General features: G+C 64.6%; 21 protein-coding genes. 9 read left to right on the top strand and 12 right to left on the bottom strand.

Going from position 1 to position 18,860, the window contains the following annotated elements; all coding sequences use genetic code 11:
• Positions 1-98: 98 nt before the first annotated feature.
• The 3 genes from XH85_RS23175 to XH85_RS23165 form a co-directional block, all read right to left on the bottom strand.
• Positions 99-959 (bottom strand): PCC domain-containing protein, encoded by an 861-nt coding sequence (locus tag XH85_RS23175; RefSeq protein WP_128933628.1) that lies wholly within the window; start codon positions 957-959, stop codon positions 99-101.
• Between the two features lie 9 nt (positions 960-968).
• Positions 969-2,576 carry an acyl-CoA synthetase gene (locus tag XH85_RS23170; protein ID WP_128933627.1) on the bottom strand — a complete coding sequence of 536 codons (1,608 nt, stop codon included), beginning with the start codon at positions 2,574-2,576 and terminating at the stop codon, positions 969-971.
• Positions 2,577-2,681: 105 nt separating this feature from the next.
• Positions 2,682-3,206: a hypothetical protein gene (locus tag XH85_RS23165; RefSeq protein WP_128933626.1), complete on the bottom strand. Its 525-nt coding sequence runs from the start codon at positions 3,204-3,206 to the stop codon at positions 2,682-2,684.
• A 67-nt stretch (positions 3,207-3,273) separates the two neighbouring features.
• Here XH85_RS23165 and XH85_RS23160 point away from each other — a divergent pair, with 67 nt between their 5' ends.
• On the top strand, positions 3,274-3,633 hold the full coding sequence (locus tag XH85_RS23160; protein ID WP_128933625.1) for a hypothetical protein: 360 nt from the start codon (positions 3,274-3,276) through the stop codon (positions 3,631-3,633).
• A gap of 104 nt (positions 3,634-3,737) precedes the next feature.
• Here the strand turns inward: XH85_RS23160 and XH85_RS23155 are convergent, their stop codons facing one another.
• A complete protein-coding gene (locus tag XH85_RS23155) occupies positions 3,738-4,133 on the bottom strand; it encodes an SPW repeat domain-containing protein (protein WP_128933624.1) in 396 nt (131 codons plus the stop codon).
• A gap of 318 nt (positions 4,134-4,451) precedes the next feature.
• On the opposite strand from XH85_RS23155, the gene XH85_RS23150 reads away from it, so the two are divergent.
• Positions 4,452-4,727, top strand: a complete 276-nt coding sequence (locus XH85_RS23150; protein WP_128933623.1) for a GNAT family N-acetyltransferase — start codon at positions 4,452-4,454, stop codon at positions 4,725-4,727.
• 53 nt (positions 4,728-4,780) lie between these two features.
• On the opposite strand, the gene XH85_RS23145 is transcribed toward XH85_RS23150, so the two are convergent.
• Positions 4,781-5,167: a DUF3597 domain-containing protein gene (locus XH85_RS23145; RefSeq protein WP_164934912.1), complete on the bottom strand. Its 387-nt coding sequence runs from the start codon at positions 5,165-5,167 to the stop codon at positions 4,781-4,783.
• Positions 5,168-5,501: 334 nt separating this feature from the next.
• Between XH85_RS23145 and XH85_RS23140 the strand changes: the two genes are divergently transcribed.
• The 6 genes from XH85_RS23140 (at position 5,502) to XH85_RS23115 (ending at position 11,213) form a co-directional block, all read left to right on the top strand.
• Positions 5,502-6,410, top strand: a complete 909-nt coding sequence (locus XH85_RS23140; RefSeq protein ID WP_164940356.1) for a DUF2189 domain-containing protein — start codon at positions 5,502-5,504, stop codon at positions 6,408-6,410.
• Between the two features lie 126 nt (positions 6,411-6,536).
• Entirely contained in the window at positions 6,537-7,361 is an 825-nt protein-coding gene (locus XH85_RS23135; RefSeq protein ID WP_091885472.1) for a lytic murein transglycosylase, read from the top strand.
• Positions 7,362-7,765: 404 nt separating this feature from the next.
• Positions 7,766-7,918 carry a DUF1127 domain-containing protein gene (locus XH85_RS23130; protein ID WP_007590701.1) on the top strand — a complete coding sequence of 51 codons (153 nt, stop codon included), beginning with the start codon at positions 7,766-7,768 and terminating at the stop codon, positions 7,916-7,918.
• A gap of 126 nt (positions 7,919-8,044) precedes the next feature.
• The gene (gene trmFO / locus XH85_RS23125; protein WP_128933620.1) at positions 8,045-9,472 is read left to right on the top strand and encodes a methylenetetrahydrofolate--tRNA-(uracil(54)-C(5))-methyltransferase (FADH(2)-oxidizing) TrmFO; all 1,428 of its coding nucleotides are present in this window, start codon (positions 8,045-8,047) and stop codon (positions 9,470-9,472) included.
• A 7-nt stretch (positions 9,473-9,479) separates the two neighbouring features.
• Positions 9,480-10,574, top strand: a complete 1,095-nt coding sequence (locus XH85_RS23120) for a serine/threonine protein kinase (protein ID WP_164940357.1) — start codon at positions 9,480-9,482, stop codon at positions 10,572-10,574.
• Between the two features lie 90 nt (positions 10,575-10,664).
• Positions 10,665-11,213, top strand: a complete 549-nt coding sequence (locus tag XH85_RS23115) for a CAP domain-containing protein (protein ID WP_164940360.1) — start codon at positions 10,665-10,667, stop codon at positions 11,211-11,213.
• A 12-nt stretch (positions 11,214-11,225) separates the two neighbouring features.
• On the opposite strand, the gene XH85_RS23110 is transcribed toward XH85_RS23115, so the two are convergent.
• Positions 11,226-11,699 (bottom strand): VOC family protein, encoded by a 474-nt coding sequence (locus tag XH85_RS23110; protein WP_128933617.1) that lies wholly within the window; start codon positions 11,697-11,699, stop codon positions 11,226-11,228.
• A 148-nt stretch (positions 11,700-11,847) separates the two neighbouring features.
• On the opposite strand from XH85_RS23110, the gene XH85_RS23105 reads away from it, so the two are divergent.
• Positions 11,848-13,026 (top strand): aminotransferase class V-fold PLP-dependent enzyme, encoded by a 1,179-nt coding sequence (locus XH85_RS23105; protein ID WP_128933616.1) that lies wholly within the window; start codon positions 11,848-11,850, stop codon positions 13,024-13,026.
• Between the two features lie 7 nt (positions 13,027-13,033).
• Here XH85_RS23105 and XH85_RS23100 read toward each other — a convergent pair whose 3' ends face one another.
• The 6 genes from XH85_RS23100 to yajC form a co-directional block, all read right to left on the bottom strand.
• Entirely contained in the window at positions 13,034-14,278 is a 1,245-nt protein-coding gene (locus XH85_RS23100; protein ID WP_091885488.1) for a threonine ammonia-lyase, read from the bottom strand.
• 45 nt (positions 14,279-14,323) lie between these two features.
• On the bottom strand, positions 14,324-15,187 hold the full coding sequence (locus tag XH85_RS23095; RefSeq protein WP_128933615.1) for a phytoene/squalene synthase family protein: 864 nt from the start codon (positions 15,185-15,187) through the stop codon (positions 14,324-14,326).
• Positions 15,184-15,567 carry an Mth938-like domain-containing protein gene (locus XH85_RS23090; protein ID WP_091885494.1) on the bottom strand — a complete coding sequence of 128 codons (384 nt, stop codon included), beginning with the start codon at positions 15,565-15,567 and terminating at the stop codon, positions 15,184-15,186. The genes XH85_RS23095 and XH85_RS23090 overlap by 4 nt, the downstream gene beginning before the upstream one ends.
• 60 nt (positions 15,568-15,627) lie before the next feature.
• Entirely contained in the window at positions 15,628-16,647 is a 1,020-nt protein-coding gene (secF, locus tag XH85_RS23085) for a protein translocase subunit SecF (protein WP_128933614.1), read from the bottom strand.
• 10 nt (positions 16,648-16,657) lie between these two features.
• Positions 16,658-18,262, bottom strand: a complete 1,605-nt coding sequence (gene secD / locus XH85_RS23080; RefSeq protein WP_091885500.1) for a protein translocase subunit SecD — start codon at positions 18,260-18,262, stop codon at positions 16,658-16,660.
• 61 nt (positions 18,263-18,323) lie between these two features.
• Entirely contained in the window at positions 18,324-18,689 is a 366-nt protein-coding gene (yajC, locus tag XH85_RS23075; protein WP_128933613.1) for a preprotein translocase subunit YajC, read from the bottom strand.
• Positions 18,690-18,860: the final 171 nt, after the last annotated feature.

The following is an 18,860-nucleotide window of genomic DNA, read 5'->3' as shown; positions in this document are numbered from 1 at the left end:
CCCGCCGAAACCTTCGAAGGAACATATCAGGAACGCAAACTGCATGGAAGTGGCATCTGCGGAAGGTCGCAAGCTTCGGTCGTCCCTTAGCCCAAGGATTAGCCCATGGGCACCAGCACCAGCTCCATGGTCATCAGCACGGGATTGTCGCCGCGCACCAGGCGGCCCTCGGCGAGGCCGCCGGTGTAGTCGATCAGGGCGACGTCGAGTGCGGCTTCGAGCGCGCCGGACGAACCGGCCTCGATCACGCCGGACGTTATTGCCAGCTCAGTGGCGAACGGTTCGGTCGCGCCGCCATGGGTGAAGCGCGCGCCGATGGTCGAGCCGACGCCGCCGTGGAGCTTGGCGCGGGCAATGCCGTGCGCGCGACAGAATGCTTCGAGGCAACCGGCAAAATCCTGGTTCGGCCGCAGCCGCATCGCAAACGCTCGGCTCGTCGCCTGCGCACCGGTGCTCGCCGCCGCCACCGGTCCGAACAGCTTGAAATTGGTCTCCAGATCAGGCTCGGCCGTGAACATCGCACCATCGAGACCGAACGCTTCGACGGCAAACGGCTCGGCGACAACAGTCTCGTCCGGCAGCATGTGGCCGCCGCTGGCGCGGCCATCGGCCTCGGTCCACAGCCCGTGGCAATGAAAGAACGGCGCGCCGTCACGCATGCCCAGCGTCATGCTGCCGAGCTTCGTGCGCGTCACGCCCTTTGGCCGGAACGTATCGCTGTAGAACGCAGCGTTCTCGCCAGTCTTCGACAGCGCCGGCATCACATAGGCGAACGGCCCCAGCGCGCCAGCACCAAAATTGAGCACGCCGCCGGCAAAACCCTCCGCGGCAAAACCGCGGCGCGCGGCTTCCAGCAGCGGCAGGCCGGCTTCAAGCGTGAACGCGAAGGCGCGTCCCCTCGCCTCCACCCATTGGATGCGTTCTGCGCCAGGTGCGCCCGGCTGCTTGATGCTGCGCATGACGCCCGCTCAGCCTGCCTTCGTCTTGTCGAGATCGAGCAGGCCTCGCGCCTCGAGCTCATCACGCACCATGCGCTTTGGAATCTTGCCGTAGCCGGATTTCGGCAGCGCCTCCCAGAAGAAGAAGCGCTTCGGCATCTTGTAGCGCGGCACCTTCGGCGCGAGGAACGCCGCCATCTCCGCTTCACTCACCGGCGTCGCGCCCTCGCGCGCGACGCAGACGGCAACGCCGACCTCACCCCAGGTCGCATCGGGCACGCCGAGCACGGCAACCTCGCCGACGGCCGGATGCGTCAAGATCTTCTCCTCGATCTCGCGCGGATAAATGTTGGAGCCGCCGGAGATGTACATGTCGGAAGCCCGTCCCGTGATGTAGACAAAACCCTCCTCGTCCATGTGACCGAGATCACCAGTGCGGAACCAGCCGTTGCGAAACGCCTTCGCATTGGCTTCAGGGTTGTCGTAGTAGCCGGCGAACACCGCGGGCCCGATCACGCAGATCTCGCCGCTCTGGTTGGCGGCAAGCTCGCGGCCGTCGTCGTCCTGAATCGAGACCTGCATGCCGGTGCGCTCGAAGCCGCACGTGCCGATCTTCGCATGCGGGCCGTCCTCGGGATCGTGCAGCGCGGCCGGCAGCACGGTGATGTTGCCGGTGACCTCGCCAAGGCCAAAATACTGCACGATCACCTTGCCGAGCTTCTTCAGCGCCGCCTTCTGGTCCTCGCGATACATCGGCGCGCCGGCATAGATGACCTGGCGCAGCGAGGAATGATCGTATTTGTCGGCGGCGGGATGCTCGACCATCATCTTCAGGATCGTCGGCACCGTGAAGAGATTGCTGACGCGATGCGCCTCGATCAGGCGGAACGCCTCATTGATGTCGAACTTTTCGGTCGGCAGCAGCACGGTGCGTGCGCCGCGCGCGGTCTGCATCAGCTGATGCACGCCGGCACCGTGCGACAACGGCGCCACCACCAGCGAGGCATCCTGCTCCGTCGTGCCGGGCGTCAGATCGGCGAGATGATTGGTGACGACGAATCCCATCTGGCCGTGGGTCAGCACGGCGGCCTTGGAGCGGCCGGTGGTGCCAGAGGTGAAGAAGAACCAGCAGGGATCGTCGTGCTCGACCGCGACGTTCTCCACGGCAGCACCGGTTTGCGAGGCGACCGCGTCAGCCACCGAGCGCTCGCCGAACGCAGCCTTGCCTTCGATGCTCCAGGTGAATTCCAGTGCGCCGCCCTTCACCGCCGCAGCGTGCTCGGGAAAATCGATGTGGCACAGAAACGCCTTGGCACCGGAGGCCTGCGCGAGATAGCTGACCTCATCCGGCATCAGGCGGAAATTGGTGGGGACCCAGACCGCACCGAGCCGGAACGCGGCGAACATCGAAAAGAACATCTCGTCGCCATTCTTGGAATGGACGAGGATGCGGTCGCCCTTCGCGATGCCGCGTGCGGCGAGCGCGGCCGCCAGCGCCGAGACCTGTGCATCGATCTCGCGCCAGGTCCAGGACTTGTCACCCCAGACAAAGCCAGCTCGCGATCCATGCCGCCGCGTATTCTGGGTCAGCATGTAGGCGAGATTCATGACGCGGCGGGACATGCGCAGGGGCTGCATCGGGCTTCCTCTTCAAGCGCGGACAGGACGTTAGCTGCCCGCTCATTGCAGCCCATTTATCGCCATCGCCAGCGCCCCTGCAAGGCCGCCGGCCGCGTACCTGCCCTACGGCTCCCTGAATGCGAACGGCTTCGTCGTGATGGCCCTCTCCTTCACACAGGTCTGCGCACCAAAGCCGCCGCAATAGCTGCCATGCAGATCGAAGCGGATGACGCGCGAAGCGCCGTGCCTGGTCGATTTCGGCTTGATCTCGTAGCTGCGGACACGACCGTCGAAGACGAGACGCACATCCCCACCCGGCAACGCCACCAGGATGTTCATGGTGCAGCCGCCGGTTCCGCAATAGATGGTCTCGCGCTCGCCGCATTTGGTGCCGCTGAAATCGACGATGTAGTCGTCACGGCCGTCGCCGGTCAGGTCGATCTTGCGCACCGTGTCCGGCGCGAAGGTCACGGTGCCACCGTCCTGGCTGTCGCATTCCTCATTGGTGTAGCGCAGCGCCTTCTGCACGCCGGGCGGATAGTCGGACGGATTGAAGGGTCTTGTGCCTTCGGCGCGCGCGGCGGAAGCGAAGAGAACGAGCAGGAGGATCAGATAGCGCGTACGCCTCTGTCGCCGGCGCGGACGCAATCGTTCAGGGAATTTTAAACATGACCGGCGCAACCTCGCTCAGTTCTTGCGTTCAGAGTGTCACATCATGGTCAAAGCGCCCGCCGTCCTCCTGCTTACGCTGGCGCTTGCCGGATGTGCCGTGGCCCCGCCAGCGCATCTGGCCCCAGATCCCGCCTTCAAGCCCGCGCGCTATGCCTGGGACGGCGCCGGCGAAGATCCCAACCGGCCGCACGCAGCGTCCGGACCTGCGCGCACCGCAGCCCGATCCGAGCACGACCGATCGCACGGCGAACTTCAGACCTCTTCGAAGGAATGGTGGCAGGCGCAGGACGGCACCGACGCCGAGCAGGACGCCAGGGTCAGTCGCTCCCTGGTCATCTGTCAGGGTTGCCTCCGCCTGCAGCCGCAGCCCGAAGATTCCAGGCTCGCCAAAGCCGCCGATTGAACCGAACCGCAGTCGCGGATCGAGCGGCGCCAGGCTACTCAGATCTCGGCGCTAAGGACACAGGCCCGCCACCCGCGGCCGGCGGGCCTGCCGATATCTACGGCCTATTGTCCGTGCCTGAGCATGTCCTGGTCATTCAGATCCCAGTCCTGCCACAACTGCAGTACGCCGAGCAGCACCACCACCGCACCGAGGCTCGTGTGGTAGATGCGGAGAAAGCCTTCACCGGAATAGCCGATCACGTAAGGCGAGGCGATGAGCCACAGCCCGACCAGGATCGTCGTCACCTCTTGCCAGCGCTGCAAGGCAACATATTCGAGCTGGCTGATGCCAAACACGACCAGACCGACCGCGACGGCATTCAGGATCATCGTTTCGTGTCCGGTGACCGGCTGATCCTGGATGGGAAACCACGGCGAAGCCACGATCAGCGCGCCGAGCAGCATCCCGCACCAGTCTTCCCAAGTTCGATGAGTACCCAAGAAACCAAAATCCGACATCGTACCCTCCTACAAGAGGCATACGTCTGCGGCTGGCAATCATGACACTCCGAATGTCTAGCGACCCTGCCGGCCGCATTCGGGCGTATGTCCTCTCAAGGACGTGGGAACCGTCGCGGACCTTGCAAGGGCAATATCGGGGATTATTTGCGGTCGCTGCGTCATGCTCGCAGAGCGAGACTTCCATACTGCACTGCGGCCGCAGGGACGCGCGTTTGCGGATATCTCCCCTGCGGCAATCTCCCTTGGTCTCACCTTGGCAAGGGCGGGCTCAGCCTCCTAGATCAGGACGCAATCTGCACTTCGGAAGGATCCCGCATGGCGGCTTCGGTACGCGACAACAAGGACAGGAGCCGCTTCGAGCTCGATGTCGGCGGCGGCATCGCCTTCGCCAATTACCGGCTGACGCCGTCGGCCGTGATCATCACCCATACCGAAACGCCGCGCGCCCTGCGCGGCCGCGGTATCGGGTCCGAACTGGTCAAGGGCGCGCTGGACTTGATCCGCCGCGACGGCAAGAAGGTGATCGCGGGCTGCGGCTTCGTCGTCGACTATCTCGACAGGCATCCGGAAGATGCGGATCTCCTCGCCTGAACGCAAAAGGGCCCGCGAGATCGCGGGCCCTTGCGCTACGACCGAGCGATCGGTCAGTGCTTGATCTCAGGCGGCAGCTTGCCGCCATTGGCGGCAAGCTTGGACATCACCTGCTTGTGCAGCCAGACGTTCATGCTCGCCGAGTCGTTCATATCGCCGGTGTAGCCCAGCTCCTTGGCGAGATCCTTGCGCGCAGCAAGGCTGGAATCGATGTCGAGCGCCTTCATGAGATCGACGATGGAGGTGCGCCATTCCAGCTTCTCGCCCTTGTGCGCAGCCACCGCCTTATCGACGATCGCGGCGACGTCGACGGCTGCCATGGGCGCGGCAGCCGGCGCCGATGTGCCCGGCGCGGCCCCTGCGGGCGCGCTGCCGCCAGGCGCGACAGCAGCCGGATGGCTGCCGAAGATCGCGCTCATGATTTTCCCGAAAATGCTCATGTCTGCTCCCCGAAAAGGATCCGTTGGAAGGGCCTTGAGTGGCACTATAGACGATGTTCGTGCGTTACGCCCGCGAAGTTCTGCGAAGCAGCACGCAGCATCAGCTTATCTGCGGCGAAATGACGACCGAATGACATCGGCGAGGTTTGCACTGCGTCATCGAAATTCGCTCCAGGCGTGAGGGACAGGACTCGGAATTGGGAGTACGCTTACCGTTCAGCTCGCGATGCCATCCGGAATTCGCGTCTGGTCGGAATCGCGATCGTTCAAAGAAGGCGACCACTTGCGCCGTTGCCGGCGCGAGATCGACCACATGGCAAGGGAGCAACCGACCATGGCCACACTCTACCAGGGCAATGTCCCCAGCATGGCCCGGACCGCGGAAGCGGCCGGACCGGTGATCCGAACCATCCAACTGTCCGACCTGCACGACGCGCTGAAGCGCGGCTGGGAGGACTTCAAGGCCGTTCCGAGCCACGCCATCATCCTCTGCGTGATCTATCCGGTGCTCGGCCTCGTGCTCGCCCGCGTGGTGATGGGCTATTCGGTGCTGCCGCTGCTGTTTCCGCTGGCCGCCGGCTTCGCGTTGATCGGGCCCTTCGCCGCGCTCGGTCTCTACGAGCTTTCCAGCCGGCGCGAACGCCATGAAGAGGCCACCGCCTGGGACGCCATGGAGGTGCTCCGCTCGCCCTCCTTCGGTGCGATGCTCGGCCTAGGCACGTTGCTGCTCGCTCTGTTCGTGACCTGGGTCGCGACCGCACAGGCGATCTATGTTGCGGCGTTCGGCTATGAGGGCGTGACCGGTATCTCAGATTTCATCACACGCGTGCTGACGACGCAGCAGGGCTGGTGGCTAATCGTGGTCGGCTGCGGCACCGGCTTCCTGTTCGCGCTCGCCGCGCTCTGCATCAGTGCCGTGTCGTTCCCCTTGATGCTGGACCGCCATGCCGGTGCGTTCGAGGCGATAGTCACCTCGCTGCGCGTCGTCGCAAAGAACCCGGCGCCGATGGCGGCCTGGGGCCTGATCGTGGCGGTGCTGCTGGCGCTCGGCACGATCCCGGCGTTCCTCGGCCTCGCCGTGGTGATCCCCCTGCTCGGCCATGCCACCTGGCACCTCTACCGCAAGGTGATCGTGTCCGATCCAGGTGCACGTCCAGTGCCGCCTCCGCCGCATCGTCCGCGCAAGCCGGCCGCCGACTTCCCCGCCAACCTCTTCCCCTGGAGGAACAACACGGACGCCTGACGATATCGTGACATGCGATCCTGCCCGGCTCGGGCAGGGTCGCGCTGTCACAGCCTTGCTTTGGCCGCGGTTACAACCGAGATTATGCTCGCCGGTCAGATCACTTCACGGAATCCATTTCATCTGATGACCACGACGATTTCTCGTCTCGCTCTTGCAGCCCTCGCCCTCTCCGCGTCCATCCTGTCAGTCCAGCCAGCGCTCGCCGCTGTTGCCTGCGGCTCGGGCAATTTCGACGCCTGGCTTGCGGATTTCAAAACCGACGCTGCGGCCAAGGGCATCTCGCAACAAGCCATTGCATCGGGGCTCGCCGGTGTGACGCTCGATCAGGGCGTGCTCAACCGCGACCGGTCGCAAAAGGTCTTCACCCAGACCTTCGAGGAGTTTTCCGGCCGCATGGTGCCGCCGCGCCTGCAGCGCGGCTCCAACATGATGAAGCAATATGGCTCGGTGCTGTCGCGCATCGAGCAGGCCTATGGCGTCCCCGGCGAGGTGCTGGTCGCGATCTGGGGGCTCGAGACCGATTTCGGCGTCAACACCGGCAAGTTCGCCACCATCCGTTCACTGGCGACACTGGCCTATGACTGTCGGCGCGCCGAGCAGTTTCGCGGCGAGCTGATGGACGCATTGCGCATCGTCCAGCGCGGCGATCTCGCACCCGCCGACATGAAGGGCGCCTGGGCCGGCGAGCTTGGCCAAACCCAGTTCATGCCGTCATCCTGGATGAAATACGCGGTCGATTTCGACGGCAACGGCAAGCGCGATCTCCTGCACAACGCGCCGGATGTGCTGGCCTCCACTGCCAATTATCTCGCCGGCTATGGCTGGCAGCGCGGCAAGGATTGGCAGCCGGGCGGTCCGAACTTCGCGGTGCTCCAGCAGTGGAACAAGAGCGAGGTCTATTCCAAGACCGTCGCCTATTTCGCCACCCAGCTCGCCCGCGCGCCTTAAGACCCCTCGTTTTTGCCGTTCAGCCGATTTCCGAAGCGAATCGGCAGATCTTATTATGAATTAATATTCATTTTTATGCCAAGTCGTGCATGCGATTCGTGCATATCTAACTTGGGTCCAGACGCTGGATGAATTCCTTGCGGGTTCGTGGAACTCCATAATGTATTAAACTGCATGATCCACGATAACCCCGTGAATTCACGGGAATTTATGGCACCAAATTGCTTGTCTTGCCCGCGGCCTGAGCGGGAATGCCGTCGGGTTAATCGCCCGTTACCAGTGCTATGCGTTCCTCGCCTAGCTGCGTCGCAACATCGGAACTTTCGCACTGCACCACTCTCACCTATATTCATTTCAACGATGAGGCCCGGGCAAGGGCTGAATCGAACTACAGGAGACTATCAATGCTGCTCTCGCTCATCCGCATGATCCAGGCTTTCCGGGATTATCAGCGCAATGTTGCCGAGCTGTCCCAGCTCAGCGATCGCGAACTGGCCGATATCGGCCTTGATCGCTCGGACATCCCGCGCGTTGCCGCCGGCCAGTATCAGGGCTGATATCGTTCAGCCCTTCACCGGACGAACCGATAGCGCCCGCCTCGTGCGGGCGTTGTCGTATCTGGTGGCAGAAAACTCGATCTCGGCGATTCCACTGGACGCCGAAAAGCGCTACCTGTCCGCCCCATGACAGGACCCCAATCCAACATCGTGCACGTGATCGGCGCCGGCCTTGCCGGTTCCGAAGCCGCCTGGCAGGTGGCCAAATCCGGCGTGGCCGTGGTGCTGCACGAAATGCGGCCGACCCGCATGACCGAGGCGCACCGCACCGACGGGCTCGCCGAGCTCGTCTGCTCCAATTCGTTTCGCTCGGACGACGCCGCCAACAACGCCGTCGGCCTGCTGCATGCGGAGATGCGCCGGCTCGACTCGCTAATCATGCGCGCCGCCGATGCCAACCAGGTACCCGCCGGCGGCGCCCTGGCCGTCGACCGCGACGGCTTCTCCGCGGCCGTCACCAAGGCGCTGAACGACCATCCCCTGATCGAGATCGCCCGCGGCGAGGTCGCTGGCCTGCCGCCGGCCGACTGGAGCAACGTCATCGTTGCGACCGGCCCCCTCACCTCTGCGCCGCTGGCTGATGCCATCGGCGAGCTGACGGACGAGAATGCGCTCGCCTTCTTCGATGCGATCGCGCCGATCGTGCATCGCGAGTCCATCGACATGTCGGTGGCCTGGTTCCAGTCGCGCTACGACAAGGTCGGTCCTGGCGGCAACGGCGCCGACTACATCAACTGCCCGATGACGAAGGAGCAGTATGATGGGTTCGTCGCGGCACTGATCGCCGGCGAGAAGACCGAGTTCAAGGCGTGGGAGACCAACACGCCCTATTTCGACGGTTGCCTGCCGATCGAGGTCATGGCGGAACGCGGCCTCGAGACGCTGCGCCACGGTCCGATGAAGCCGGTCGGCCTCACCAATCCGAACGATCCGACCACAAAGCCTTACGCGATCGTGCAGCTGCGCCAGGACAACAAGCTCGGCACGCTCTACAACATCGTCGGCTTCCAGACGAAGCTGAAATACGGCGAGCAGCAGCGCATCTTCCGCACCATTCCGGGATTGGAGAAGGCCGAATTCGCCCGCCTCGGCGGCCTGCATCGCAACACCTTCCTCAATTCGCCAAAACTGCTCGATGGCCAGTTGCGCCTGTGCGCGCAGCCGCGGCTGCGCTTTGCTGGCCAAATGACGGGCTGCGAAGGCTATGTGGAATCCGCCAGCGTCGGCCTGATCGCCGGCCTCTATGCGGCCGCCGATGCGCGCGGCGAGACGCTCGCGAGTCCGCCGGGCACGACGGCGCTGGGATCGCTGCTCGGCCACATCACCGGCGGCCATATCGAAACCATCGAGCCCGGCTCGCGCTCGTTCCAGCCGATGAACATCAATTTCGGCCTATTCCCGCCGCTCGCGACCGTGCCGACCAAGAAGCCCGACGGCACGCGGCTGCGCGGCAACGAGAAGACGGTGGCCAAGAAGCAGGCGATGAGCGCACGCGCGCTCGCCGATCTCGATCGCTGGATCGCCGATCACCTGCGCATTGCCGCCGCGGCGTGAGTTTTCGATGAGCCTCCCCCAAGACGACGCCGCGGCACTCTCGGCGCGCTGGACCGAGGGCGTGCTGCTCAAGCGCGACGTGTTCTCAACCGTCGAGCGCGGCCGCTTCCGCAGCGAGAACGGCGAGGTCGACGCGGTGCTGCGCCGGCTCGACGAGGTGCCGTGGTGGTCTTTCCTGCTGGCACGCCACCTGTTCGCCCGCGAGAAGCGCGCGCTGGCGCTCGCCAAAGGCCTCAACGTCGGTCCGAAGCTGCTGTGGGCTGGACGCCGCGCGCTCGTGCGCGGCTTCGTTGATGGCGTCGCGCTGCATCTGGCCAAGCCGCACGGCGACCTCGCTTATTTCCGCTCGGCCAAGGCCGCGCTGCGGCGGCTTCGCCGCGCCGGCATCTGCCACAACGATCTCGCCAAGGAGCAGAACTGGCTGGTCGGCCGCGACGGCCGCGCCTACGTCACCGACTTCCAGCTCGCCGCCTGCTTTGCACGGCGCGGCCAGCTCTACCGCATCCTCGCCTATGAAGACCTCCGGCATCTGCTCAAGCACAAGCGCTCCTATGCGCCGGACGCACTGACGCCGCGCGAGCGGAAAATCCTCGCGAAAAAATCGTTTGCCGCGAGCCTGTGGCTTGTCACCGGCAAGAAGGTCTATCGCGCCATCACCCGCGGCCTGTTCAACTTCACTGATCGCGAGGGTGGCGGCCGCCGGCTCGTCAACGACGCGCCGGTGCTGGCGGCACTGATCCGCAAGAACCCGGCCGTGCGCGACACCGCCATCGTCGCCTTTGCGGACCGCCGCTCCGGCGTCGGTCTATATGCCTTCGTCGAAGCGGACCGGGCCGTGCTCGAAGGCGAGCTGCGCAACGAGCTTGCGGCCGCCAAGGGTCCGAAGCCGCCGGAGCACATCCAGGTCGTCCACGCCCTGCCCCGCGACACCAGCGGCAAACCGCGCACCGAGATCCTGCAACTGGTCGCCATGAACCAGCTCGACCTGATCGAGCCGATGATGAAGAACGATCAGGATCGCGCCTTCCTCAAGGACATCCTCGAGCAGCGCAAGAACCTGCGCGATCGCTTCAATTTCGAGGCGGATCTGCCAACGAGCTAGGGCCTGACGCGCCTTGAAGCGTCCACATTGGCGATAGAGAAGCGTCGGATCATTCGGGCTTGGCGGGTTATGGGCATTCGGGGGACGATGATGCATCGTGTGGTTGGCGGCCTGATCGCCGGCTTGCTTTTGGCCATCACACCGGCAATGGCCGAGTCCCCCGCCGAGCTGATCTCGAGCTTCCGCCTCAAGCACGGCGAAGTCCGTGTCGTCCGCGATTCAACCCTTGACCGCATCGCCATGGACCAGGCCCGCGCGATGGCGGCCAAGGACGATCTCAGCCACGACGCACTCGGCCCGTTCACCCGCCGTGTGGCGCCAGCCGGCGCGGGCCGTGCCGCCGAGAACATCGCCTACGGCTACGACAATTTCGAGAAGACCCTGGGACAGTGGATCGACTCCTCCGGACACCGCAAGAACCTGTTGCTGCACAACGCCTCCCGCGTCGGCATCGCGAGCGCCAAGAATGCCAGCGGCAAGCGCACCTATTGGGCGATGGTGATCGCCGGCGACTATGAGCCGAAGGGCAAGAGAAAGAAGGACAAGGAGCCGCTGGTTGCCGTGAAGCGCGAGGCCGTGCCCGCGAGCAAGCCCAAATCCAGCGGCTGCCACATCAAGCTGCTCAGCCTCTGCATCTGAGGCCTGACAATTTCAGCCGCGCCGCGCCGCCTCGATCGCGGCCACGTCGATCTTGGTCATCCCCATCATTGCGTCGAAGGCGCGCTTGGCTTCAGGGCCGCCGGCCGCCAGCGCCTCGATCAATACGCGCGGCGTGATCTGCCAGGAAACGCCCCATCTGTCCTTGCACCAACCGCAGGCGCTTTCCTGCCCGCCATTGCCGACGATGGCGCTCCAATAACGGTCTGTCTCCTCCTGATCGTCGGTAGCGATCTGAAACGAGAAGGCCTCATTGTGTTTGAACATGGGCCCGCCGTTAAGTCCGAGACAAGCAACGCCAGCCACGGTGAATTCGACCGTCAGCACATCGCCGGCCTTGCCGGACGGGTAATCGCTGGGCGCGCGGTGAACGGCACTTACGAAGCTATCGGGGAACGTCTCGGCGTAGAAGCGGGCCGCCGCCTCGGCGTCCTTGTCGTACCAGAGGCAAATCGTGTTCTTCGCCATCGCGGGTCCTTTCAAATCACCACCAAATCACGCCCTCTATCATCATAGCATCCGAATCGGCATGCTCCAGCCGCGGCATCCATTGTCCGATCTTGCTCGCGTGCGTCAGTGTGTCAAACTCAGGGAACCCTAACGCAGAGGCTCACACTTGATCGACATCGACCGGATACGCACCGACACACCTGCCGCCTCCCGGCTTGCGTATCTCCACAATGCGGGTGCTGCCCTCATGCCAACGCCCGTTGCCACAGCGATGAAGCGACACATCGACTTCGAAAGCGAGATCGGAGGTTATGCCGCCGCTGATCGCGAGTCCGTCCGGCTCGACACGGTCTACGGTTCGGTGGCGCGGCTACTGAATGCCGCGCCCGACGAGATTGCCCTCATGGAGAACGCGACGGTTGCCTGGCAGATGGCGTTTTATTCGCTTCCGTTTGCCCAGGGCGATCGCATCCTGACCGCCGAGGCAGAGTACGCCGCCAACTATGTCGCGTTTCTTCAGGTGGCCAAGCGTACAGGCGCGATCATCGACGTCGTGCCGAGCGACTCGACGGGCGAACTCGATGTCGCTGCGCTCGAACGCATGATCGATGACCGCGTGAAGCTCATCGCCATCACCTGGGTTCCGACCAATGGCGGGCTGGTCAATCCCGCGGCGGCGATCGGCAGGATCGCGCGAGCGCACGGCATTCCCTACTTGCTCGATGCCTGCCAGGCGGTCGGCCAGATGGTGGTCGATGTCGAAACCATCGGCTGTGACATGCTGTCCGCCACGGGGCGCAAATTCCTGCGCGGGCCGCGCGGTACCGGCTTTCTCTACGTCCGCCGAGCGATGCTGCAGCGGCTCGAGCCGCCGATGATCGACCATTTCGCCGCGCCCTGGGTCTCGCGCGATGAGTATCAGCTCCGCGATGATGCGCGCCGTTTCGAGACTTGGGAGAACAACTACGCCGCCCGGCTTGGATTGGGGGCTGCCGTCGATTATGCCCTCGCGATCGGCCTTGGTCCTATTGAGCAGCGCTGCCGCTTGCTTGCGGACCGCCTTCGCAGCGGCCTCGCCTCCATTCGCGGAATCCAAATACGCGACCTCGGCCGCGCGCCGGGCGCGATCGTCAGCTTCACGGTGGACGGATATGACGCGAACGCCATTGTCAGCGGTGCCGCTGCGGCGGGCATCACCATCGGCGCTTCGGATCCGTCGAGCACCCGCATCGACGCAGAACTTCGCGCGCTACCGCCAGTCGTGCGCGCCTCGCCGCACTACTACAATACGGAAGCCGAGATCGATCGGCTGATCGGTCACCTCGCGGGTTTAACACCGCGATAGGACGCGCTCACGTGCAGCGCGCCGTCAAACCGGATGCACTGAGCCTTGCCATCACCTCGTCGAGATGGGCGCTGTCGCGGGTCTCGATGACCAGTTGCAGCAGCGTCGCCTTGGCCGGCAGGTCGGAGAAGGTCCGCTGGTGCGAGACCTCGATGATGTTGGCGCCGGCTTCGGCCAAAAGCGCCGCGACCGCGGCCAATTGCCCGGGGCGGTCAGGAATATCGAGCGAGAGTTGGGTCAGTCGCCCCTCGCGTGCCAGCTCGCGGGTCAGGACCGAGGCGATCAGTCTCGTATCGATGTTGCCGCCGCTCAGCACCAGGCCCACTTTCTGGCCGGCGAAGCGAGATGGATCGGACATCAGCGCGGCAAGGCCGGCGGCACCGGCGCCCTCGACCACCGTCTTCTCGATCGAGATCAGGGTCGCAACCGCACGCTCGAGCTCGGCTTCGTTCACGAGCGCGATGTCATCGACGAGGCGGCGGACGATTTCGGTGGTGATCTTGCCGGGCGATTTGACCGCGATGCCTTCGGCGAGCGTGTCACCGCGCGCCGGCAGATTCCCGTCATGGATGGCATTGTACATCGAGGGATAGAGCCAGGCCTCGACGCCGAGCATCCGTAGCGACGGTTTGATCGACTTGGCGGCAATGGCGATGCCGCTGATCAGCCCGCCGCCGCCGATCGGGACGACCAACGTATCGAGCTCCGGCACCGCCTTCAGCATCTCCAGTCCGACGGTACCCTGCCCGGCGATCACCAGCGGATCGTCATAGGGATGGACGAAGATCATGCCGCGAGCCTCACCGTGGCTCCGCGCGAACGCGGCCGCCTCCTCCAGCGTCGCGCCCGTAACCACCACCTCCGCGCCGTGATGCCTGGTATTCTCGATCTTCACCATGGGCGTGCCGACCGGCATGACGATGGTGGCGGGAATGTTGAGCCTTCTCGCGTGATAGGCGACGCCCTGTGCGTGGTTACCCGCCGACATCGCGATGACGCCGCGCGCACGCTCCTCCGGCGTCAGCGCGGTCAGCCTATTGAGGGCGCCGCGTTCCTTGAACGAGGAGGTGAACTGGAGGTTCTCGAATTTCAGCCAGATGTCGCAACCGCAGATGCTGCTCAGCGTCCGGCTGTAGCTACAAGGCGTTTCGACGACGGCACCCCGGATGGTCTCGGCGGCCGCATGGATGTCGCTTGGTGCGACCGGGAAGTCGCCGAGATCGGAGGTCGCGCTTTGGGACAAGTCGGCCATAGGCCAGCATAGAGCATTTGGCCGCCTCAGGCGATAAGCCGACCCCTATTTGGTAAATTCCCTGGAGCGTGAAGCCCGCCACAGCGTCCACAGCGTGCGCAGCCGCGAGGCCGGCTGCGGCGCGAACGGATTGCGGCCAGGTTTCGACAGGCGCTTCAGATCGGCCCGGGTCTGGCTCAGCAGCAGAAACGCAGGCCGCACGGATGGCGGCACCTGCGGCAGCAGCGAGGAGGCCGTGGTCAGATGCTGCCGCGCTTCGCCCGCGAGCTGGTCCAGTACGGCGCGCAGGCTCGGCGTCTCCTTGCCGGCGAACACATCCTCCATATTGCAGTTGTGGCTCGCCAGCACTTGCTGCGGCAGGAACAATTGCCGGTGCGCCGCATCACGCGGCAGGTTGGCCACGACCTGGACGATTCCCTGGGCAAGCCCAGCATGACGGGCGAGATGCTCGGCCGCCTCCGACGGCGGCGCCATGATCCGGGCTGCAAGGGCAAACAACGCCGATGAGGTGGCCGCCAGATAGCCTTCCAGTGCCGCCATGGTCGGCATCGGATCGTTGTAGAGATCGAACTGGTGCTCGTCGGCGAGCAGGGACAGCGGCTCGACCGGCAGGTCGTAATCGCGGATCGCGCGGAGCAGCTCCGCCGCCACCGGATTGCCCTCGGCGCTGCCATGGACATGGCCTGACAGCATGTCGGTCCACCATTGCAGGCGAATCTCGCCGGGCAAGGGCTGGCTCACCTGGTCGCGAACGCGCACGATCTCTGCATTGAAGGCATAGAGCGCCAGCAGCGCGCGACGCTCTGCGGCGGGTACGAACAGCGTCGCGACGTAACGCGGAAAGTCGTGGCTGCGCACGAGATCGGCGCAAAAGGTAGCCGAATCGGATGGCGGCGCGGTGCTGCTCATGGCACCGCGATCAGCGCGGCCGCGACGCGGCGTCGCTCGCCGATCATGATGTTGTAGGTGCGCACGGCGGGGCCGGTCTGCATCGTGTCCAGCACTACTCTCACCGCCTTCAAGGCCTGGCGCAGTTCCGGCGGCGGAAGCCAAACCCCGGTTCCAGTGCCGACCAGAAGCGTGTCGATGCTGTTGGCGGCCGTGAACACGCGATCGAGCGAGTAGCGGTCGATCTTGGTGGGGTCCGTCACGTCCCAGGCCCAGATCGCGTCGGGAAGGCACAGCAACGATCCTCGATGCGACATGCCAGCGAAGGCGAAGCCGCCCTTGCCATAGGCTTCGATCGGCGCCGAGCGCGGGAAATGGGGTGCGTTGGGGTCGCCAGCCATGAGCCAGGTCCGAATGAGCTTACTACCCCCGCAAACGCATGCGGGGGTATGCGGTTCGGATCATGCCTTGTTTTTCTTCGCCGGCGTAGCCGTATCCGGCGCATCTTCGCGATGCTCGCCGACGCCGAGATAGATCAGGATCGGCGCCGCGATGAAGATCGAGGTGTAGGTGCCGACCAGCACCACGCCGAACATCATCACTGCGGTGAAGCTGTGGATGGCGTGTCCGCCGAACAGCAGCAGCGCGAGCAGTGCCAGCGTCACCGTGACGTGGGTGATGATGGAGCGCGACAGCGTCGAGTTGATGGACTCGTTGAGCAGCTGCGGCATCGGCATCTTTTTGTAGCGCCGCAGCATTTCGCGGATACGGTCGTAGATGACGACGGTGTCGTTGAGCGAATAGCCGAGAATCGTCAGCAGCGCGGCGATGCTGGTCAGGTCGAAATCGACCTGGCTGATCGACATGAAGCCGATCGTGAGCACGATGTCGTGCACGTTGGCGATCATGGCGCCGAGCGCGAACTGCCATTCGAAGCGGAACCAGAGATAGATCAGGATCGCCACGATCGCGAGCATCAGGCCGAGCATGCCGTAGGCCAAGAGCTCACCGGAGACGCGCGGGCCGACCACCTCGACACGGCGATATTCGACGGAATCGCCGAGCGCAGCGCGGACCTTCTGCACGGCCTCCTGCTGCGCGGCGTCGCCGCCGGGCTGCTCCGCAACGCGGATCAGGACGTCAGCGGGACCACCGAACTGCTGGAGCTGGACTTCGCCGAGTCGCAGGGAATCCAGCGTCGTGCGCATCGCCGCGATGTCCGCGGTGCCGGACTTGGCCTGCACCTCGAGCAAGGTGCCGCCGCGGAAGTCGATGCCGAAATTCAGCCCGTGGGTGAAGAACAGCGTGATCGCGACGATCGACAGCGCCGCCGAGATCGGGAAGCTGATGCGGCGAAAGCGCGTGAAGTCGAAATGCGTATTGTCCGGGACGATACGCAGCGACGGCAAGAGGCCGAGGGCCGCGACCACGGTGAGAATGGCGATGAGGACGCCGAGCCCGATGAGAACGGTGTGAGTCACGATCAGGCTCCTAGATCGGCACGCTCTGCGGCCGCTTCCACCGCACCCACCCGGCGACGATCAGCCGCGTCAGGGTGAAGGCGGTGAACACCGTGGTGATGATGCCGATGCCGAGCGTCACGGCAAAGCCGCGCACCGGGCCGGTGCCGATGTAGAACAGCACGGCGGCAGCAATGAAGGTGGTGATGTTGGAATCGAGGATCGTCGCCAGCGCCCGCTTGAAGCCGGCGTCGATCGCCGAGATCGCGTTCCGGCCGCCGCGCAGCTCCTCGCGGATGCGCTCGTAGATCAGCACGTTGGAATCGACCGCGATGCCAACGGTGAGCACGATGCCGGCGATGCCGGGCAGCGTCAGCGTGGCGTTGAGCAGCGACAACAGGCCGAAGATCATCGCGACGTTGATCGCCACCGCGACGTTCGCGAACACGCCGAACAGCCGGTAGGTCGCGAGCATGAACACGATGACGAGGATCGAGCCGACATAGGCCGCAAGCTCGCCCTTCTCGATCGAATCCTGGCCGAGACCCGGACCGACGGTGCGTTCCTCGACCACCGTGAGCGGCGCCGGCAGCGCGCCGGCGCGCAGGAGGATCGCGAGATCGTTGGCCGATTGCACGGTGAAATTCCCGGAGATCTGGCCTTGGCCGCCGGTGATCGGCTCGCGGATGACGGGCGCCGAGATCACCTTGTTGTCGAGCACGATCGCGAACGGCAGTCCCACATTCTCTTGCGTCGCCTGCGAGAATTTGCGCGCGCCCGACGTATTGAACTTGAAGCTGACGACCGGCTCACCCGTGCGCTGGTCGAAGCTCGCCTGGGCATCGGTCAGATCGCCGCCGGCAACCAGCACCTGCTTCTTGACCACGTAAGGCGTCGGCGGCGGCGAGGCGCTCATCAAGAGTTCGGATTCCGGCGGCAACCTGCCCTGCTGAGCCTGATCCGGCGGCACGGAGGTATCGACCATGCGGAATTCCATCTTCGCGGTCTTGCCCAGGAGTTCCTTCAGGCGCGTCGGGTCCTGGAGGCCGGGGACCTGCACCAGGATGCGGTCGTTGCCCTGGCGCTGAATCACGGGCTCGACGGTGCCGAGCTCGTTGACGCGGCGTTCGACGATCTGGATCGACTGCTCGATGGTCTTGCGCATGCGGTCGAGCATCGCGGCCTGCGGGATGCTCAGGCGGATCACACCGCCACCGGCATCGGTGACTTCAAGGTCGCGCTGACCGCCGGATCCCATGAGGCCGCCCAGCGGCTGCGACAGCTCGCGCAGCTTGGCGAGTGCGGCCTGCGCATCGGATTCCTTGCTGATGCGAACTTCGACCGCGTCGTTGCGCACGGTAACGCCACCGGTGAAACCGATCTTGGCATCGCGCAGCGTCCGGCGAACGTCGTCGCGGATCTGGTCGAGCCTCTCCTTCCTCACATAGGCGGAATCGACCTCAAGCAGCAGATAGGATCCGCCCTGCAGGTCGAGGCCGAGCACGAGCCGGCGCTGCGCCCAGGCCGGCCAGGTCTTGACCTGCGCCTCGGGGAAGAAGTTGGGGACCGCGCAGAGGCACACGATCAGCGCCGTCAGGATAATCCCGAGCGCCCTCCACCGCGTGAAATACAACATCGACTAGACCTGTCAGATCAGGAGACTTGCAGGAGACTTATAGTGACTCGCGGGGGAGCACTCACTTCGCCGCGGTGTCGTCCTTGGCGCTTTCCTTGGATTCTTTGGCCGGTTCGCCCTTGGCGCGCACGCCTGAGATCATCTGGCGCATCTGCCGCACGCGCACACCGTCGGATATCTCGAACTCGATCTGGTCGTCGTCGACGACCTTGGTGACCTTGCCGACGAGGCCGCCCGAAGTCACCACCGTGTCGCCGCGGCGGATGTTCTTCACGAGGTCGGCATGATCGCGGACCTTCTTCTGCTGCGGACGCAGAATCAGGAAGTACATGATCACAAAGATCAGGGCGAACGGCAGCAGCGACATCAACATGCTGTTGGTGTCGCCGGCGCCCGCGGCCTGGGCATACGCAGGGGTAATCAGCATTCGGACGATCCTCGTGACAACGGGGGAAAGCCGGTCAGGCCCTCAAAGGCGACCGGTTCGGTCAAATTCGCGCGGACTATAGCGGCCATTGCCCCAATTGCAACGCTGCCAGACCGCCCTTTTGGCCCACCTTGCGGCGCGTCCTCAGGCCCGATAAGGCTGCGTTCTCAG

Origin of the sequence: Bradyrhizobium zhanjiangense (genome assembly GCF_004114935.1) — a bacterium.
Taxonomy (GTDB): domain Bacteria; phylum Pseudomonadota; class Alphaproteobacteria; order Rhizobiales; family Xanthobacteraceae; genus Bradyrhizobium; species Bradyrhizobium zhanjiangense.
Note: the sequence above shows the minus strand (reverse complement) of the source record. Positions and strands in the feature narration are given on the sequence as shown.

Bases quoted from the DNA above. Each gene is read 5' to 3' on its own strand.
- secD (WP_091885500.1), bottom strand. From the start codon at position 18,262: ATGTTGTATTTCACGCGGTGGAGGGCGCTCGGGATTATCCTGACGGCG.
- XH85_RS23100 (WP_091885488.1), bottom strand. From the start codon at position 14,278: ATGGCCGACTTGTCCCAAAGCGCGACCTCCGATCTCGGCGACTTCCCG.
- XH85_RS23175 (WP_128933628.1), bottom strand. From the start codon at position 959: ATGCGCAGCATCAAGCAGCCGGGCGCACCTGGCGCAGAACGCATCCAA.
- trmFO (WP_128933620.1), top strand. From the start codon at position 8,045: ATGACAGGACCCCAATCCAACATCGTGCACGTGATCGGCGCCGGCCTT.
- XH85_RS23160 (WP_128933625.1), top strand. From the start codon at position 3,274: ATGGTCAAAGCGCCCGCCGTCCTCCTGCTTACGCTGGCGCTTGCCGGA.
- XH85_RS23120 (WP_164940357.1), top strand. From the start codon at position 9,480: ATGAGCCTCCCCCAAGACGACGCCGCGGCACTCTCGGCGCGCTGGACC.
- XH85_RS23115 (WP_164940360.1), top strand. From the start codon at position 10,665: ATGCATCGTGTGGTTGGCGGCCTGATCGCCGGCTTGCTTTTGGCCATC.
- XH85_RS23140 (WP_164940356.1), top strand. From the start codon at position 5,502: ATGGCCACACTCTACCAGGGCAATGTCCCCAGCATGGCCCGGACCGCG.
- XH85_RS23090 (WP_091885494.1), bottom strand. From the start codon at position 15,567: ATGGCTGGCGACCCCAACGCACCCCATTTCCCGCGCTCGGCGCCGATC.
- XH85_RS23135 (WP_091885472.1), top strand. From the start codon at position 6,537: ATGACCACGACGATTTCTCGTCTCGCTCTTGCAGCCCTCGCCCTCTCC.
- XH85_RS23095 (WP_128933615.1), bottom strand. From the start codon at position 15,187: ATGAGCAGCACCGCGCCGCCATCCGATTCGGCTACCTTTTGCGCCGAT.
- XH85_RS23170 (WP_128933627.1), bottom strand. From the start codon at position 2,576: ATGCAGCCCCTGCGCATGTCCCGCCGCGTCATGAATCTCGCCTACATG.
- XH85_RS23130 (WP_007590701.1), top strand. From the start codon at position 7,766: ATGCTGCTCTCGCTCATCCGCATGATCCAGGCTTTCCGGGATTATCAG.
- yajC (WP_128933613.1), bottom strand. From the start codon at position 18,689: ATGCTGATTACCCCTGCGTATGCCCAGGCCGCGGGCGCCGGCGACACC.
- XH85_RS23110 (WP_128933617.1), bottom strand. From the start codon at position 11,699: ATGGCGAAGAACACGATTTGCCTCTGGTACGACAAGGACGCCGAGGCG.
- XH85_RS23155 (WP_128933624.1), bottom strand. From the start codon at position 4,133: ATGTCGGATTTTGGTTTCTTGGGTACTCATCGAACTTGGGAAGACTGG.
- XH85_RS23150 (WP_128933623.1), top strand. From the start codon at position 4,452: ATGGCGGCTTCGGTACGCGACAACAAGGACAGGAGCCGCTTCGAGCTC.
- XH85_RS23145 (WP_164934912.1), bottom strand. From the start codon at position 5,167: ATGAGCATTTTCGGGAAAATCATGAGCGCGATCTTCGGCAGCCATCCG.